This window comes from Paraburkholderia sp. BGA-UO-ETr-F21 (genome assembly GCF_059567925.1).
In genome coordinates, this window is record NZ_JCAQOY010000037.1 from 404,639 (window position 1) to 422,414 (window position 17,776).

Sequence of the window (17,776 nt, forward strand, 5' to 3'; positions counted from 1 at the left end):
TATTCCAAACGAGTCCGCTATCTGAAGCGACGGCGCCGTGTGCCGTTCGCGAGAAAGGAGACAGAATGTTCCCATCCACCGATCTGGCGGCCGCGAGCGGCCGCAGCGAAACCGTGTCCGCCGATGTGGCGATTATCGGCGCCGGCCCTGTCGGCTTGATGATTGCCAATTATCTGGGCTTGCAGGGCGTGCGCGTGGTGCTGCTGGAAAAACTCGAGCAGATCATCGACTACCCGCGGGCCATCGGCCTCGACGATGAAGCGCTGCGGGTGTTCCAGTCAGTCGGCCTCGCCGATGTGCTGTTGCCGCACACCACGCCTGATCACTGGATGCGTTTTGTCACGCACACCGGTCACTGCTTTGCGTCGATCGAACCGCGCACCGACGAGTTCGGCTGGTCACGCCGCAATGCATTCATTCAGCCGCTCGCGGATCGTGTGTTGTACGAAGGACTGCGCCGCTTCCCACACGTTCAGGTGCTATTCGGCACTAGCGTGAGCGGTTTCACGCAGGATCAGACCGGCGTGACGATCGAAGCGGAGGACGAGAAAGGCGGCCGCCGCACAGTACGCGCGTCGTACATGGTCGGCGCGGACGGCGGCAACAGCTTCGTGCGCCGCATGCTCGACGTGCCGTTCGAAGGACGCACCAAGCCGAATCAATGGATCGTGGTGGATGTGCGCAACGATCCGATCGGCTCGCCGCATGTCTACATGCACTGCGATCCGAAACGGCCGTACGTGTCGGCCGCACTGCCGCATGGCATTCGCCGCTTCGAATTCATGGTCATGCCCGGCGAAACCGAAGAGGAATTGTCGAAGCCGGAGAACATGGCCGAGCTGATCCGCAAGGTGGTCGCCGATCCGCAAAAGGTGGACTACATCCGCAAGCGCGTCTATACGCATAATGCGCGCCTCGCGAGCCGCTTTCGTGTGGATCGCGTGCTGCTGGCCGGCGACGCCGCGCACATCATGCCGGTCTGGCAGGGGCAGGGTTACAACAGTGGGATCCGCGACGCGAGCAATCTCGGCTGGAAGCTGGCGATGGTGGTCAGACAGATCGCCAGCGACGCGTTGCTGGACACCTATACGGCGGAGCGGCGCGCGCACGCCCGCTCCATGATCCATCTGTCCGAAGTGGCCGGCGACATTTTCGCGCCGACGAGCCGCTTCGGCATCAAGTTTCGCGACACCTTCGTGCGGACCTTCAACGTGGTCCCCGCCATGAAGCGCTATTTCGTGGAGATGCGTTTCAAGCCGATGCCGCGCTATGAAACGGGCGTCGTTCTGCTGGCGGAGCACAAACGCAAGCATGGCGTGCTGGCTCGCATGCTGGAGCGTTCCGGTCATTCCGCGCCCGGCCGGCTGCTCGGGCTGATGAGCGAGAAGCGCGAGTCGCTGCTCGGCCGCCTCGTGTATGGCCGTGATCCGTCGTGTCATTCGCCGGTTGGGCGTATGTTCATTCAGCCGCGCGTGCGCACGCTGGACGGCAGCGTTGCGCGTCTCGACGACGTGCTCGGCAATCGCTTCGCGATTATCGGCTGGGGTTCGGATCCCACGTTCGGCTTGTCGCCGCTTGCGCGTGAAACCTGGCAGCGCCTCGGCGGCTGCTTCGTGCTCGCGAAACCCGACACCCAGCTCGCTTTTCATGACGACGTGTCCGACGGCGTGATCGCCGTCGGCGATGTGCAAGGCCGTCTGAAAGAGTGGTTCTCGCGCGTGCCGGAATCCGTGGTGCTGCTGCGGCCCGATCGTTTTGTTGCGGGCATGTGCACGCCGCAACAGGTGTCGGCGTGCATCGGCGAGCTTGCCGTCAAGCTGACATTGAAGACCGACGAGCGGGCCGTCGCCACGGCGGCGGTGAGCACGCCGGCGAAGGCGTCCGAAAGCGATGTCGCCATCGCGGCGGGAGCCTGATATGCCGATGTTGCTCGAATGTCTTTCGCACACGCCGCTCCGCGGCTATTGCGACCCGGCGCCGGACATTGTCGCGGAAGTCGCGCGGATTCACGCGGCGGCGCGCGCACGTGTGGCCGCTTTCGATCCGCAACTGGTCGTCGTGTTCGCACCGGACCACTACAACGGCTTCTTCTACGACGTGATGCCGCCGTTCTGCATCGGCGCGTCGGCGAGCGCGATTGGTGACTTCGGCAGTCTGGCGGGGCAGCTTGCCGTACCCGCCGCCACGGCGCTCGATCTCGCGGAAGCCACGCTCGCCGCGGATGTCGACGTCGCCGTGTCGTACCGGATGCAGGTCGATCACGGGTGTGCGCAGGCTCTGGAGATTCTCACGGGCGCACTGGACCGTTATCCGGTTGTGCCGGTGTTCATCAATTCGGTCGCGCCGCCCATGGCGTCGTGCCGCCGGGCGCGACTGCTCGGCGACGCACTGGGCCGCCGCCTCGCGCGTTCGGACCAACGTGTGCTGGTGATCGGCTCCGGCGGCATTTCGCACGAGCCGCCGGTGCCGGAACTCGCGGGCGCAACGGATGAAGTCGCCGAGCGGCTGATCGCCGGCCGCAATCCGTCGCCCGAAGCGCGCGCGGCGCGCCAGGCTCGCACCGTCGCGGCGGCCCGTGCATTCGCCTCGGGAGATAGCCGGCTGCATCCGCTCAATCCCGAATGGGACCGCGCGTTTCTGAAAACGCTCGAAGAAGGGGAACTGTGCGCGCTCGACGGCTTGACCGACACCGCGATCACGCGCGACGCGGGCAAATCCGCGCATGAGGTTCGCACGTGGATCGCCGCATTCGGCGCGCTGCAGGCGTACGGACCTTATCGCGCGACGCTCGATTACTACCGGCCGATCCCCGAATGGATCGCGGGCTTTGGCGCGATGCACGCGCGGCCCATTGCCGAAACCGCATGACAAATCACGGAACCCGCCATGACCCTGACCCAACGAAGCAATGCTGAAGCGCTGGCCCTGCGGCTGCGCGAATCCGAACGCACGCGTCAGACCATCGCGCCGTTGCGCGACGACGAGCGCTTCACCCATTTGAATCCAGCCACCGCCGCCGGATTCGCCTACATGGTGCAACAGATCAACGTCGAGGCGCGAGTGGCGGCGGGCGAGCGCATCGTTGGCCGCAAGATCGGCCTGACCTCGCCCGCGGTGCAGCGCCAACTCGGCGTCGATCAACCGGACTTCGGCGCGCTGTTTGCGTCGATGGCCTACGGCGACAACCAGCCGATCGCGCTCGGCGAACTGATCCAGCCGAAGGTCGAAGCGGAAATCGCACTCGTACTCGAACACGACCTCACGCATGAAAAACACACCTACGCCGACCTGATTCGCGCGACGGCCTACGCGGTCGCCGCCATTGAAGTCGTGGACAGCCGCATCGAAGGATGGAATATCCGCTTCGTCGATACCGTCGCAGACAACGCATCGAGCGCGCGTTTCGTGCTCGGCAGCCGGCCGGTATTGCTGCGCGACGTCGATCTGGCGGCCTGCGCGATGACCCTCTCGAACGACGCCGAAACGCTCTCGCGCGGCAACGGCGCGGCGTGTCTGGGCAATCCGCTGAACGCCGCCGTGTGGCTCGCGGACCGCATGCAACAGCTCGGCACGCCACTGCGAGCCGGCGACGTTCTGATGACCGGCGCGCTCGGTCCGATGGTCGCGGTGACGCGGCCCGGCACTTTCAACGCGCAGATCGAAGGCCTCGGCAGCGTTCGCGCGATTTTTTCCGCATAAGCAATCACCCGATTGAGGACTGACATGGCAAGCGAAAAACTCAAGGCCGCGATCATCGGCTCCGGCAACATCGGCACCGATCTGATGATCAAGATCATGCGGCACAGCGAGCATCTGGAAATGGCGGCGATGGTCGGCATCGACGCGGCATCCGACGGTCTCGCGCGCGCAGCGCGGCTGGGCGTCGCGACCACGCATGAAGGCGTGGAAGGACTGACCCGTCTTCCTGTGTTCAACGACATCGACTTCGTGTTCGACGCCACCTCGGCTGGCGCGCATGTGAAGAACGACGCTTACCTGCGCGCGCTGAAACCGGGCATCCGCCTGATCGACCTCACGCCTGCCGCGATCGGTCCGTACTGCGTGCCGGTCGTGAATCTCGACGCGCATCTCGACAGCCGCAACGTCAACATGGTGACGTGCGGCGGTCAGGCCACGATTCCGATGGTGGCCGCGGTTTCGCGCGTGGCGAAGGTGCACTACGCGGAAATCGTCGCGTCGATCAGCAGCAAGTCGGCCGGTCCAGGCACGCGCGCGAATATCGACGAGTTCACCGAAACCACCTCGAAGGCGATCGAAGCGGTGGGCGGCGCCGCCAGAGGCAAAGCGATCATCGTGCTCAATCCGGCTGAGCCGCCTGTGATGATGCGCGATACGGTCTATGTGCTGTCGGATCTCGCCGACCGCGCACAAGTGGAAGCCTCGATCGAAGCCATGGCCGCTGCCGTGAATGCCTATGTACCGGGCTACCGCCTGAAGCAGAAAGTGCAGTTCGACGAGATCGCCGTGGACGCGCCGTTGAACATTCCGGGCCTGGGCCGTTTCAGCGGTTTGAAGACTTCGGTGTTCATCGAGGTGGAAGGCGCCGCACATTATCTGCCGGCGTATGCGGGCAATCTCGACATCATGACCTCGGCTGCGCTCGCGACCGCTGAGCGCATGGCGCAATCCCTGGTTCAGGCTTAAGGAGACGCATCTCATGGACAGAAAACTCTATATCTCCGACGTGACGCTGCGCGACGGCAGCCACGCGATCCGTCATCAGTATTCGATCGACAACGTGCAGCAGATTGCCCGCGCGCTCGACAAGGCGAAAGTGGACAGCATCGAGGTCGCGCATGGCGACGGCCTGCAAGGATCGAGTTTCAATTACGGCTTCGGCGCGCATAGCGACCTCGAATGGATCGAAGCGGTGGCGGACGTGGTCGGGCACGCGCAGATCGCGACGCTGCTGTTGCCCGGCATCGGCACGATTCACGATCTGAAGGCGGCGTACCAGGCCGGCGCGCGCATCGTGCGGGTCGCCACGCACTGCACCGAGGCGGACATCTCGAAGCAGCACATCGAATACGCGCGCGAACTCGGCATGGACACGGTTGGCTTCCTGATGATGAGCCACATGACCACGCCGGAAAACCTCGCGGTCGAAGCGAAGAAGATGGAGCAGTACGGTGCGACATGCATCTACGTGGTCGACTCCGGCGGCGCGATGAACATGAACGACGTGCGCGCGCGCTTTCGCGCATTGAAGGCCGTGCTCAAGCCGGAGACGAAGACCGGCATGCACGCGCACCACAACCTGAGCCTCGGCGTCGCGAACTCGCTGGTCGCAGTGGAAGAAGGTTGCGACCGCATCGATGCGAGTCTGGCGGGCATGGGGGCGGGAGCGGGCAATGCGCCGCTGGAGGTGTTCATTGCCGCCGCCGAACGCGCCGGCTGGCACCACGGCACCGATCTTTACACGTTGATGGACGCCGCCGACGATATCGTGCGGCCGTTGCAGGACCGTCCGGTGCGCGTGGACCGGGAAACCCTGGCGCTCGGTTACGCGGGCGTGTATTCGAGCTTTCTGCGGCACTCCGAAGTGGCCGCGAAGAAGTACGGCCTGAAAGCCGTCGACATTCTGGTCGAACTGGGCAAGCGGCGCATGGTCGGCGGCCAGGAAGACATGATCGTCGACGTGGCGTTGGACCTGAAGCGCGCGGCCGGCGTCTAGCGCATTTGTCCTGCTGGCGGCCGTCTGCGCCGCCGACCTCAACCCAGCGTTATCGCCGCCAAGAGCGATGCTGAAAACACATTGGAGACTTTTCATGCAGCGATCAAACAACACTCGCGCCACCGGCGCCGTCACGATCGGCTTATGCCTGATCGTCGCATTACTGGAAGGGCTGGATCTGCAATCGACCGGCGTCGCGGCGCCACGCATGGCTCGCGAGTTTCATCTCGCGGTCGCGCAGATGGGCTGGGCATTCAGCATCGGCGCGCTCGGCCTGCTGCCCGGCGCGGCGATCGGCGGAAGGCTCGCCGACAAGCTCGGCCGCAAGCGCGTGCTGATGCTGTCGGTCGCGCTGTTCGGCCTGTTTTCGATTGCCACTACGCAAGTGTGGGACTTGAACAGCCTGTTGGCCGCGCGCTTTCTCACCGGGCTCGGGCTTGGCGCCGCGATGCCCAACCTGATCGCGTTGTGCGCCGAAGCGGCGTCGCCGGATCAACGCAACACCGCAGTCGGCGCGATGTATTGCGGCATGCCATTCGGTGCCGCGCTCGCGGCGGTGATCGGCATCGTGAGTCCGGGCGATGCGAGCTGGCGGCATATCTTCTATGTCGGCGGAGTTGGGCCGCTGCTCGTGTTGCCGTTGCTGGCGATCTTCATGCGCGAGTCGGCGCATTTCGTCGCCGCGCGCTCGGGAGTGGCCGGCGCGCGTGGAGTGGGCGAGACACCGTCCGGCATCGCGCAGGCATTGTGGAAGGAAGGGCGGGCCGGCACGACCGTCGCATTGTGGATCAGCTACCTGGGCACGTTGATCGTGCTGTACTTCCTGATCAACTGGCTGCCGTCGCTCGTGCTGAGCCGCGGACTCTCGCGCGTGCAATCGAGCGTCGTGCAGATGATGTTCAACATCGGCGGCGGCATCGGGGCCATCGTGATCGCAAGCCTGATGGATCGCATCGGCAAGCGCCGCACCGTGACCGGCATGTATCTCGGCATCGCCGCGGCGCTGGCCGCGCTCGTGGCGGCAAGCGGCAGCGTATCGATGGCGTGCGGCGGCCTGCTCGCGGGCCTGTTTCTGGTCGGCGGACAGTCGGTGTTGTATGCGCTCGCAAGCAGCATCTATCCGACACAGGTGCGCGGCACCGGCGTGGGCGCCGCGGTCGCGGTGGGGCGCATGGGCTCGATTCTCGGGCCTTTGATCGCCGGGCAACTGCTCGCGATCGGCCAGAGCGCCTCCGTGTTGCTGAGCGCGAGCATTCCGCTGATCGCCGTTGCGGCGGTCGCGGCTTGGCTCGTCGTCGGCAAGTCCGCGCCGGTTTATGCGCCGGCTACCGCGCAATAACGTTCATCGCTTCAATAGCGCCGCCAATGCTATCCGCGCACGACTGTGCGACGTGCGCGGTCAATCAACTCTCTTCAGATCAAGGAAAGCAACATGACCTCGAATGTATCGGCAATCACCGAAGCATCGACCAGCCAATTCGTGCGTATCAAGGAAGGCGAGCGGGAAGTGCAGTTGCACTACAACGACGCCGGGCAGGGCGCCGAAACGGTGGTGATGCTGCATGGCTCGGGCCCGGGTGCGAGCGGCTGGGCGAACTTCAACCGGAATGTCGAACCGCTCGTCGCCGCGGGTTATCGGGTCATCCTGATGGACTGCCTGGGCTGGAGCAAAAGCGACCCGGTTGTGTGCGACGGCTCGCGCTCCGAACTCAACGCGCGCTCGCTGAAGAGTTTGCTCGATTCTCTCGACATCGAACGCGCGCACATCATCGGTAATTCGATGGGCGGCCATAGCGCCGTCGCGTTCGCGCTCGCCAATCCACAGCGTGTCGGCAAACTGGTGTTGATGGGTGGCGGAACCGGTGGCCCCAGTCAGTTCGTGCCGATGCCGACGGAAGGCATCAAGCTGCTGCAAGGCCTCTATCGCGAACCGACGATCGAAAACCTGAAACGGATGATGAACGTCTTCGTGTTCGACACCAACGCGTTGACCGACGATCTGATGCAGGCGCGTCTCGACAATATGCTGGGACGCCGCGATCATCTGGAAAACTTCGTGAAGAGTCTCGCGGCCAATCCGAAGCAGTTCAACGACTTCGGTCCGCGTCTTGGCGAGATTGCGGCGCCGACGCTCGTGATCTGGGGGCGCGACGATCGTTTCGTGCCGATGGATGTGGGTTTGCGTCTGGTTGCCGGCATGCAGAACGCCGAGATGCATATTTTCAGCCGCTGCGGCCACTGGGCGCAGTGGGAGCATGCGGAAAAATTCAACCGCATGGTGGTGGACTTTCTCGCGCATTGAGCCGTGGCAGCCGGGGACGCCGCGTGGAGGCACGCGAGCGTCAAAAGTGTTTCGGACTGCAGTCTTACTGCGTACCAGTCGGTGTTGTCGACGGCGTTTGCGACGAAGCCGAATTGACCCGGGCGGATTCCCGAACCAGCGCCTGCGTCATCGCGGCGCCAACGGGGTTCGAGCCGTGGTGGTCCTGGCTGACAGGCGCGGACTGAGTCTGCGTTTGCGTTTGAGTCTGCGTCTGCGGCGGCATCGGCAACGACGGGTCGGGTTTGGACGATTCCTTGACAAGCTGCTCCGTCATGGCCGCCGCGACGGCATTCGAGCCGTGCCGGGTCAGATCGGCGCGCGCATGGGCAACCGGCTGCGCGGTATCTGCTTTCGCGGCGACGGACTCGCGCGTATCCGCCGACGCTAACGCGCGGCCCGGCTGTTTATGACGCGATGTTTGCGGCAGCGCTTGCGCGTCATTGGCGATGGGAGCCGGTTTGACTGGCTGCGGCGCGGCCGTGATCTCGCCCGTGCTATTCGCAGATGGCGAAGTGGACACCACATTGCCCGCGCTCACGTGCGTGCCGTCCACTCGCGAACCGGCTGCCGACGCCGTGACCGAATTGGCCGTCACCGTGTCTGGCGCGGCTTCGGAGTGATTGCCTTTAGGGAGAAGCTGGTAAGAGATGAATCCCACGTCCACCAGAACCAGCGCGATTATCAACGCCTTGCCTGTATTCGTCATATCCAACACCGAGTCGTTCGAGTGAGATGATCGAACCATGATAATCGACCGCCAAAAAACATTCTGCGCGGGCGTTTTGCAATGCGATTTATTCGGTTTTCTCCACACGTATTGACACCGTTTTGACACCCCCGTCAGTTGGGCCATCAGCTGGGTTCAGGAACCGCCCGCCGGCTCTCCGCATTTCGCGCCGTAGTCCCAAGGCATCGAACGCTCGCGCATAAGCACGCCCATGCGTTGAGAAAGCGGCTTCGGCGTGGCGCTTTCTAGCCGGAGCCGCCAAGGTGCTCGACTAGGCGTCTCCGCCTTGCGCGAGGATCAGATCGAGCGAGCCGGCGAGAATCGATCTCGCGAGTTCGGGGTCGTCAACGGCACGCGCGAGCGTCACCGCGCCGACGATGGTCGCAACGATGCCGAGTGCAATGCTCTCGCTATGGCCTGCCAAGGTCTGCGCGATGCGTGCTGCCAGCTTGTGCACGTATTGCGTGAGACTCTCGCGAACTTCCGGTGCCGCGTGCCGCGCCTCGCCGGCAAGCGCGCACAGCGCGCAGCCGTTACCCGGATTCCTGATGTGCTTCTCACTGAGGAACATCTCGGCGATCGTCTGCAGTGGTTCTTTCTTTGCGGACCCGTTGCCGTTCGCCGCCGCGAGTGTCGCGGCGATCCGCTTCTCGCTCTGTGCGACCGCATATTCCAGCGCCTCGACGATCAGCGCGTCACGCGACTCGAAGTGGCCGTAGAACGCGCCATGGGTGAGCCCCGCGCGCCGCATGCAGTCTGCCACCCCGAGCGCCTCGATCCCGTCTTCCCGGATCTGCCGTGCGGCTGTTTCCAGCACACGTTGCCGGCTTTCTGCTTTTTGCGCCTGCGAGTAGCCCATCTCCGTCCCCTCTTGACAATCTGCATGACGAGCATAATACTGAAAATGTGCATGATGATCAACATGCAGATTGTTGGGCGAGGGCATCTTCCGCGGATGTCCGTATGCGGCGGCTTTTTGGCCGCTTGACTGGTACAGGCGTCGCGCGACCGGGCTCTCCGGCGCTTCGGCGGCGCAATCAAGGAGAGAGATGATGCGATTCAACGGAAAAACAGCGTTGGTGACCGGTGGCAATAGCGGCATTGGTTTCGTTACGGCGAAGCGGCTGATTGCCGAAGGCGCCCGCGTGGTGATCACCGGCCGCGATAGCGCGAAGCTGGATCAGGCCGTGTCCGAACTCGGCGAAAACGCGCTGGGCGTAAAGGCCAACCTGGACGACGAAGCGGAAATCGGCGCGTTGTTCGAACAGATCAAGAGCACATTCGGGTCGCTGGATATCGTGTTCGCCAATGCCGGCATCTCCGGTCCCACGCCGCTCGGCGGCACCACGGCCGCGGCGTTCGAGGCCATTCTTCGCACCAATCTGACGGCGGTCTTCCTGACGGTACAAGCCTCACTGCCGTTGATGAGCGAGGGTGGCGCGGTCGTGTTGAACGGCTCGGTAATGCGCGAGCTCGGCTCGCCGGGCTCGGCGGCGTATTCGGCCACCAAGGCCGGCATCACGGGCATGGCGAAGGTGTTCGCGTCGGAGTTGGTGCAGCGCGGTATTCGCGTGAATACCGTGATCCCGGGCGGCACGCGCACGCCGATCTGGACGCGTGGTGCGCGCGCGGGCGCGACGCTCGACGGAACCGAACAGGCCCTTGCGCCGCGCGTGCCGATGGCGCGTCTCGCCGCGCCGGAAGAAGTCGCGGCGGCGGTGCTGTTCCTCGCTTCCGACGATGCGTCGGGAATGACGGGTGCGGAGATCGTCGTGGATGGCGGCACGACCGGTGCACCGTGGGGCGCGCCGATTTTCCGCCAGGGTTGAGGCGGCGTCTGATGTCATTGGCCGCGCCGCGCGATGAGTCGGCGGCGCGGCTGTGGCGCGGCAGCGACTCGGCAATGGCTGGGCCGTGGTTCAATAAGCGCCGCTCACCAGATTCGTCGGCGCCCCGCTGACAAAGTTCTCGATGTTGTCCATCAACTGATTGGCGAGGCTCTGCTGCGCCTCGTCCGACGCCCATGCCACGTGCGGCGTGAGAATCACGTTCGGCCGGTTGGCCGCGCGCAACAACGGATTATCGTCGGCGGGCGGCTCGCCCGCGGTCACGTCGAAGCCCGCGCCGCTGATCAGACCTTCGTCGAGCGCCTGCACGAGCGCGGCTTCATCCACGAGGCCGCCGCGCGCCGTGTTGATGATCAACGGCCGGCATTTCATCGCGCGAAACTCGGGCATGGTGAGCATGTTGCGCGTGTGCGGCGTGAGCGGGCTGTGCACGGTGATGATGTCGCTGGTCGCGAGCACTTCGTCCCATGGCGTGTAAAGCGGGCCGAGCCCTTCGCGTCCCTTGTGCGCGGCGAACATCGGCTGCATGCCGAAGGCCTTGCCCAGTTCCGCCACGCGCTGCCCCAGCACCCCTTCGCCGATGATGCCTAGCCGCGCGCCGGCCAGATCGTGAATCGCGTGCGTGAAGAAACAGAACTGCCCGGATTTTTGCCACTCGCCGGCGAGCACGTCGTCGCGATAAGCGACCAGATTGCGCCGCAGCGCTAGGATCAGCGCGAACGTGTGCTCTGGCACAGTGTTGATCGCATACCCGCGAATATTGCTCACTGCAATGCCGAGCCGCTGAGCGGCGGCCTTGTCGACGCAGTCCGTGCCGGTCGCCGCCACTGCGACGAGTTTCAGATCCGGCAATTGCTCCAGCACTTCACTCGTCAGCGCGACCTTGTTGGTGATCACAATCGACGCGCCAGCGAGCCGCTTGAGCAATTGATCCGGCGCAGTGCGGTCGTGCTCGATCAACTGATGCTCGAAGCGCGGCTCGCGTAGCACGATCTGCGGCGCGAGAGTCGTGCGGTCCAGAAAAACGATCTTATGCATGATTAGGTATCCGATGATTTACAGATGTCGCTTCGCTTCAGCGACAATGTGCTGCGCGGTGATGCCGAAATGCTCGTACAGCGTCTCGGCCGAGGCGGACGCGCCGAAGCCCGTCATGCCGACAAAGCCGCCACGTTCGCCGAGATAACGGTCCCAGCCGAAACGCAATGCCGCTTCCACGCCGATCCGCACGGTGCCCGGACCGAGCACGGCGGCACGATAGGCGTCGTCCTGCTCGTCGAAAATCTCCCAGCACGGCATGGACACCACGGCCGTCGCGATGCCTTCGTCCTGCAATTGGCCGCGCGCCTGCAAGGCCAACGCGACTTCGGAGCCGGTTGCGAGCAGCGTCACGGCGCGCGCTCCGCCTTCGGCCTCGGCCAGCACGTAAGCGCCGCGTTGCGACAACGGCGCGGCGCTATGTGCCGTGCGCACCAGCGGCAGCGCCTGGCGCGCGAACACCAGTGTGCTCGGCCCGCGCCGATGTTCGAGTGCGAGCGCCCAGCACTCGGCGGCCTCGACGGCATCGGCGGGACGCAACACGCGCATGTTCGGCATTGCGCGCAGCGAGGCGAGAATTTCGACGGGCTGATGCGTCGGCCCATTTTTGCCGACGCCAATCGAATCATGGCTGAACACGAAGTGCACCGGCAGGCCCATCAGCGCCGCCATGCGCATGGCCGGCCGCTGATAGTCCGAGAACGCGAGATAGGTGACGCTCGTCGCGATCACGCCGCCGTGCGCCGCCATGCCGTTGGCCATCGCGCCCATCACGTGTTCGCGCACGCCGCAGTGAACGTAGGCGCCGCTATGGTCCTCGGCGGTAAACGCATGCAACTGACGCTTGTGGCCCGTGGGCGCTTCGAGATCGGCACAGCCGACCATGCGTTCCGGCAACAGCGGCGCGAGCAGATCGCTGATTTCGCCCGAGACGGTGATGCCGGGTTGCGGTTCTCCGCGCTCCACGGCGCGTTTGCGGTAGTCGTCGAGCACGTCGCGCCAGCCTTGCGGCAGGTGGCCCGACAGGACCCGTTCGAACTCGTCCTGCTCTGCGGCGGGCAGCGCGGCGAGACGATCGTGCCATGCGTAATACTGCGGGTCGCTACGCCGTCCTGCCGCTCGCCATGCTGCGAGGATCTCCGCGGGTATCTCGAACGGCGCGTGCGGCCAGCCAAGGGTGTCGCGCGCCGCGTCCGCGTCTGTCTGGAACAGCTTGCCGCTGTGGCCGCCACGCTGTCCTTGCAAACGCGCAATGCCGCGGCCGATCACGGTTTTGCACGCGATCATGGAAGGTCGCGGGTCCGAGCGGGCGATCGTCAGCGCTGCCGACACGGCTTCGAGATCGTGCCCGTCGACTTCGATGACCTGCCAGCCGCCCACGCGAAAGCGCGCGCAGACGTCCTCGCTGATGGAGAGGGAAGTGCTGCCGTCGTCGGTGATCTGGTTGTCGTCCCAGCAGAGAATCAGCTTGCCCAGTTGCAGATGCCCGGCGAGCGAAATCATTTCCTGGCCGATGCCCTCCTGCAGACAGCCGTCGCCGACGAATGCATACGTGTAATGGTCGACGAGCTCGCTGCCGAATTTCGCCGCGAGATACGCTTCGGCGATGGCCATGCCGAACGCGTTGGCAATGCCCTGGCCGAGCGGGCCGGTGGTGGCCTCGATACCGTGGGCCGGTTCGTACTCGGGGTGGCCCGCGCAATGCGAGCCGAGTTCGCGGAAGGTCTTGATCTGCTCGAGTCCGATGGCGTCATAGCCGGTGAGATACAGCAGCGCGTAGAGCAGCAGCGAGCCGTGGCCGTTGGACAGCACGAAGCGGTCGCGATCGGGCCAGGTCGGATCGGCGGGATTGAATTTCAGGTGGCGGGTGAAGAGCGCGGTCGCGATTTCGGCCATGCCGAGCGGCACGCCCTGATGGCCTTCGCTGGCGCGCAGAATCGCGTCGATGGAAAGGAAGCGGATCGCGTCGGCCAACGGCAAGGGCGCGGGCTGAGCGGCAGCAGGAGCGGCGCGCGACAGCTGCGTGAGTGATGGAAGCGCAGTGTTCGGTGCGGCAGACGTGGCTTCGGTGGTGGACATGGCAAAAGTCTCCTCTACGCCGCTGCGTTACGTGCAGCGGGCGGCAATAGATAACTTGGACGAAGCGACCCAAATGAGCGGGCTGATCAGGCAGCCCAAATAAGCGGCCCAAATAAGCGGCCCGAAGAAGCAGGCGAAAAAAGCGTGCTGAAGAACATCGCGCGAGGCAGCGCGGCGCATGCCTCGCGCTTCAGGGGATCAACGGCTCAATGCAGGAACCCCGTCGAAATCCACGGCACGGCGGCCACAATGATCAGGCCGACCATCAACGCGGCGATGTAACCGAGAATCGGTTTCATACCTTCGTCGGGATGGATGCGGCTCACCGCGCAAGCTGAGTAGTAGCCGACGCCGAACGGCGGCGCGAACAGGCCCACGCCCATCGAGAGAATCACGACCATCGCGTAATGCACGTCGTGGATATGCATGGCGCGCGCGATCGGGAACATCAGCGGGCCGAACAGCACGATGGCCGGAATGCCTTCGAGCACGCTGCCGAGAATCACGAACACGCAGATCGAGGCCGCCATGAACATCGCCGCGCCGCCCGGCAATGCGCCGAGGGTCTGCGCGAGTTGGCCCGAGAAGCCGGATTGCGTCAACGCCCACGCCATGGCGGTGGCCGAGCCGATGATCAGCAGGATCGCGCCGGACAGCGTGGCGGTATCGATTAGCATGGGCTTGAGCCGCTGCCACTCGAAACGGCGATAGATCAGCAAGCCGGCCAACACCGCATAAGCAATGCCGATGGTGGAAACTTCGGTCGCCGTCGCGATGCCTTCGACCACCGCCGCGCGAATCACGAACGGCAGCGCGAGCGCCGGAAACGCGATCACCAGTTTGCGCAGAATCTCGCCGCGCGTTGCACGTTTGACGTTCGACATATCCTCGCGCCGATAACGCCACTGCACGACGATGCACAGCGTAATCGCCAGCACGATGCCCGGCAGCATGCCGCCCGTGAAGAGCGCCGAGATCGACACGCCGGTCACCGAGCCGAGCGTGATCAACACGAGGCTCGGCGGAATCGTTTCGGTCTGCGCACCGGTCGCGGCGAGCAGAGCGACCAGATCGCCCGGTTTCGCGCCGCGCGCTTTCATCTCCGGAAACAGCACCGGCGCGACAGCCGCCATATCGGCGGCTTTCGATCCCGAGATGCCGGACACCAGATACATGGCGCCGACCAGCACGTAAGAGAGACCGCCGCGCACGTGACCCAACAGGCTGGCGAGAAACGCGATCATCGCCGCGGCCATGCCGGTCATTTCGATCAACTGGCCGAGGAACACGAAGAGCGGCACGGAGAGCAGGATCAGATGCGACATGCCTTCGTCCATCCGGCCCACGACGACCGGCATCGGCGTGTTCGTGGTCAGCGCGAGATAGCCGAAGGTGGCGAGCCCGAACGAGAACGCGATCGGCACGCCGCTCAGCACGCCGAGCGCCACGAGGCCGACGAAGAAGATCAGCAGGTTCACATTGCCGAGGTCGCGCAACACTGGCCCGAGCGCGATGAAGACGCCGACCAGCGCGCCGACCGTCGCGAGCGCGCCCAGCACGAGACGCCAGTTGCCGAGCCGCGCGAGCCGCACCACCGCGACCAGCAGCATCAGCGCCGAGCCGACCGGCAACGCGGCGGCGCGCCACGAGTTCGACAGTTCGAGCGCGGGTGTGGTGATGAACGACTCGTCCTGCGCGAAGCTGATCGCCGGGCCGATCACCATCGCGAGAAACGCGATCGGCGCGGCGATCGCCACCACGTCGAGAAATGCGCGCACGCCCGGCGGCGCCATGCCGACCAGCGCCGTCATCCGCATATGCTCGCCGCGCCGCAAGGCGATCACGGCGCCGAGCATGGCGAGCCAGAGGAACAGCATCGAGGCGAGTTCGTCGGACCACACGAGCGGCGAGTGCAGCAGATAGCGGCTCGTCACCCCGGCGAGCAGCACGGCGATTTCCGCGAGCACCAGCAGGGCAGCGGGTATCTCCACCAGGTGCCCGAGCGCGGAATCGAGCGCACAGGCGAAGCGGTGCTGCCGCTCGTGCGAATAAGAGATCGAGATCATCGCATCACCCCAGTTTTCCGACCGACTTCTCCAGCAGGCTCCAGGCTTCGTCGCCGTATTTGCTCTTCCAGTCGTGGTAGAAGCTCGTCTTGGCCAGCGCGCCGCGGAATGACTCGCGATCCACGTCGATGAAAGTAATGCCCTTGGTTTTCAGATCGTCGCGCAGCGAACTGCTCAGCTTCGCGATGTCCGCGCGTTGCAGCATCGCGGCTTTTTCGAATTCGCGCGTGACGATGGTGCGGATATCCGCCGGCAGCCGTTCCCACGCGGCGCGGTTGCCGAGAATCCAGTAACCGTCCCACACATGCGACGTGAGGCTGATGTACTTCTGCACCTCATAGAGCTTGGCCGTGGCGATGATCGGCAGTGGATTCTCCTGGCCTTCCACCACGCCGGTTTGCAGGGCCGAATACAGTTCGTTGAAGTTGATCGGCGCCGGGCCCGCATCGAGTGCCTTGAAGAGCGACGTCAGCATCGGCGCCTGCGGCACGCGGATCTTGAAGCCCTTCAGATCGGCGGGCGCACGCAGCGCACGCGTGGACGAACTGATCTGCCGGAAGCCGTTGTCCCACACCTTGCTGACCGACACGATGCCGGACTTGGCGATCTGCGCGCGAATGTAATTGCCGAGATCGCCGTCCATCGCTTTCCACACCGCGTCATAGTCCTTGAACGCGAAACCGGTGTTGACGATGCCCGCAGCCGGCGTGAGGGTCGCGAGAATCGACGACGCCTGGTTGAAGAACTCCACGCCGCCATTGCGCACTTGAGAAAGCAGGTCGGTGTCGGAGCCGAGCTGGTTCTGCGGAAACAGCTTGATATCGAGGCGGCCGTTGGTCGCTTCGCGAATGTGATTGATCGCCTCCTGGGCGCGGATATTCACCGGATGAGTCGGATCCTGGCCGGTGGCGAGCTTGTACGAAAACTCGGGCGCGGCCATGGCGCGCCGCGAGACGCTCCACAAAGGCACGGCTGCGGACAAGGTGGCGCCGGCTTTCAGAAAGGTGCGGCGGCTGATGCCCTGCGGGGCGTTCGAACGGGTAGTCATGGTGTCTTCCTCCAATATGGCGTGTCGTTATGGTTATGCTGGAATCTCGAGCGCGGCGGCTGCACGTGTCGCGCGCCGCGCCCGTTTGCTGTCTACTGCCAGGTTTCCATCGCCGCCGCCGGCCTCCCGCCAGACGGCCCGTCCTGCCGGGACGGATCAGCCGTGAATGAGCATCCCGCCGTTCACATCGATCACCGCGCCGGTGATATACGACGACAGGTCCGACGCGAGGAACAGGAATGCGCCGGCCACGTCGTCGGGTACGCCGAGGCGATTCAACGGAATGCCCGCGAGAATCTCGACGCGCTTGTCGTCGCTGATCTTGCCGGCGTTGATGTCGGTCTGGATCAGGCCCGGAGTCACGCAGTTCACGCGGATGCCGTCGTTGCCGAGTTCGCGCGCCATCGCTTTCGCGAGACCGAGCACTCCGGCTTTGGCCGCCGAGTAATGCGGGCCGCCGAGAATGCCGCCGCCGCGCTGCGCCGACACCGACGACATGCAGCCGATCGAGCCGCTCTTCTGTTTCTTCATTTGCGGCACGACCGCTTGCGACAGATACAGCACGCCGCGCAGATTGACGTCGAGAATGCGATCCCAGCTCTCCGGGTCGATGTCGAGCAGCTTGGCCGCCTGGGTGATACCGGCGTTATTGATCAGGATATCGATCGAACCGAAATCGGCGACGGTGCGCTCGACGGCGGCCTGGCACGCGCCGCGATCGGTGACGTTGCACGCATAGCCGCGATGCTCCGGCCCGATCGAAGCGGCGGCTTCGATTGCGGCCTTTTCGTCCAGATCGAAAATGGCGATGCGCGCGCCGTGAGCGGCGAATTTGCGGGCGGTCGCCATGCCGATGCCGCGCGGCGACGCGCCGCCCGAAATGACGGCGACCTTGCCGTCGAGAAGACGTGACTCTGACATGATGCGGATCTCCTGAATGTGATGCTTATGGT

Annotated in this window: 15 protein-coding genes; 8 read left to right on the forward strand and 7 right to left on the reverse strand. The window is 64.6% G+C overall.

Annotated features, from left to right (window positions below; translation table 11 throughout):
* Positions 1–65 precede the first annotated feature (65 nt).
* From AC57B1_RS25465 to AC57B1_RS25495, 7 genes are all read left to right on the forward strand, one after another.
* Complete coding sequence (locus AC57B1_RS25465; RefSeq protein WP_496419059.1) at positions 66–1,916, forward strand: bifunctional 3-(3-hydroxy-phenyl)propionate/3-hydroxycinnamic acid hydroxylase; 1,851 nt, start codon at positions 66–68, stop codon at positions 1,914–1,916.
* 1 nt (position 1,917) lies between these two features.
* A complete protein-coding gene (locus AC57B1_RS25470; RefSeq protein WP_408353876.1) occupies positions 1,918–2,868 on the forward strand; it encodes a 3-carboxyethylcatechol 2,3-dioxygenase in 951 nt (316 codons plus the stop codon).
* A gap of 18 nt (positions 2,869–2,886) precedes the next feature.
* Positions 2,887–3,699, forward strand: coding sequence for a 2-keto-4-pentenoate hydratase (locus AC57B1_RS25475; RefSeq protein ID WP_496419060.1), 813 nt, complete (start codon positions 2,887–2,889; stop codon positions 3,697–3,699).
* Positions 3,700–3,723: 24 nt separating this feature from the next.
* The gene (locus AC57B1_RS25480) at positions 3,724–4,665 is read left to right on the forward strand and encodes an acetaldehyde dehydrogenase (acetylating) (protein WP_496419061.1); all 942 of its coding nucleotides are present in this window, start codon (positions 3,724–3,726) and stop codon (positions 4,663–4,665) included.
* A 13-nt stretch (positions 4,666–4,678) separates the two neighbouring features.
* Positions 4,679–5,695 (forward strand): 4-hydroxy-2-oxovalerate aldolase, encoded by a 1,017-nt coding sequence (dmpG, locus tag AC57B1_RS25485; protein WP_091803227.1) that lies wholly within the window; start codon positions 4,679–4,681, stop codon positions 5,693–5,695.
* Positions 5,696–5,789: 94 nt separating this feature from the next.
* Entirely contained in the window at positions 5,790–7,034 is a 1,245-nt protein-coding gene (mhpT, locus tag AC57B1_RS25490) for a 3-(3-hydroxy-phenyl)propionate transporter MhpT (RefSeq protein WP_408353868.1), read from the forward strand.
* Positions 7,035–7,127: 93 nt separating this feature from the next.
* On the forward strand, positions 7,128–7,997 hold the full coding sequence (locus AC57B1_RS25495) for an alpha/beta fold hydrolase (protein ID WP_408353866.1): 870 nt from the start codon (positions 7,128–7,130) through the stop codon (positions 7,995–7,997).
* Positions 7,998–8,061: 64 nt separating this feature from the next.
* Here the strand turns inward: AC57B1_RS25495 and AC57B1_RS25500 are convergent, their stop codons facing one another.
* Complete coding sequence (locus tag AC57B1_RS25500; protein WP_496419062.1) at positions 8,062–8,724, reverse strand: hypothetical protein; 663 nt, start codon at positions 8,722–8,724, stop codon at positions 8,062–8,064.
* A 292-nt stretch (positions 8,725–9,016) separates the two neighbouring features.
* Entirely contained in the window at positions 9,017–9,604 is a 588-nt protein-coding gene (locus AC57B1_RS25505; protein ID WP_408353862.1) for a TetR/AcrR family transcriptional regulator, read from the reverse strand.
* 193 nt (positions 9,605–9,797) lie between these two features.
* On the opposite strand from AC57B1_RS25505, the gene AC57B1_RS25510 reads away from it, so the two are divergent.
* Positions 9,798–10,574: an SDR family NAD(P)-dependent oxidoreductase gene (locus AC57B1_RS25510; RefSeq protein ID WP_408353936.1), complete on the forward strand. Its 777-nt coding sequence runs from the start codon at positions 9,798–9,800 to the stop codon at positions 10,572–10,574.
* A gap of 90 nt (positions 10,575–10,664) precedes the next feature.
* Here the strand turns inward: AC57B1_RS25510 and AC57B1_RS25515 are convergent, their stop codons facing one another.
* The 5 genes from AC57B1_RS25515 to AC57B1_RS25535 form a co-directional block, all read right to left on the reverse strand.
* Positions 10,665–11,630 (reverse strand): D-2-hydroxyacid dehydrogenase, encoded by a 966-nt coding sequence (locus AC57B1_RS25515; protein WP_496419063.1) that lies wholly within the window; start codon positions 11,628–11,630, stop codon positions 10,665–10,667.
* A gap of 18 nt (positions 11,631–11,648) precedes the next feature.
* Positions 11,649–13,709 carry a transketolase gene (tkt, locus tag AC57B1_RS25520; protein ID WP_496419064.1) on the reverse strand — a complete coding sequence of 687 codons (2,061 nt, stop codon included), beginning with the start codon at positions 13,707–13,709 and terminating at the stop codon, positions 11,649–11,651.
* A 206-nt stretch (positions 13,710–13,915) separates the two neighbouring features.
* Positions 13,916–15,775, reverse strand: a complete 1,860-nt coding sequence (locus AC57B1_RS25525) for a TRAP transporter large permease (RefSeq protein ID WP_496419065.1) — start codon at positions 15,773–15,775, stop codon at positions 13,916–13,918.
* A gap of 4 nt (positions 15,776–15,779) precedes the next feature.
* Positions 15,780–16,823: a TRAP transporter substrate-binding protein gene (locus AC57B1_RS25530; protein WP_091803200.1), complete on the reverse strand. Its 1,044-nt coding sequence runs from the start codon at positions 16,821–16,823 to the stop codon at positions 15,780–15,782.
* Positions 16,824–16,979: 156 nt separating this feature from the next.
* Positions 16,980–17,744, reverse strand: a complete 765-nt coding sequence (locus AC57B1_RS25535) for an SDR family NAD(P)-dependent oxidoreductase (RefSeq protein WP_091803195.1) — start codon at positions 17,742–17,744, stop codon at positions 16,980–16,982.
* Positions 17,745–17,776: the final 32 nt, after the last annotated feature.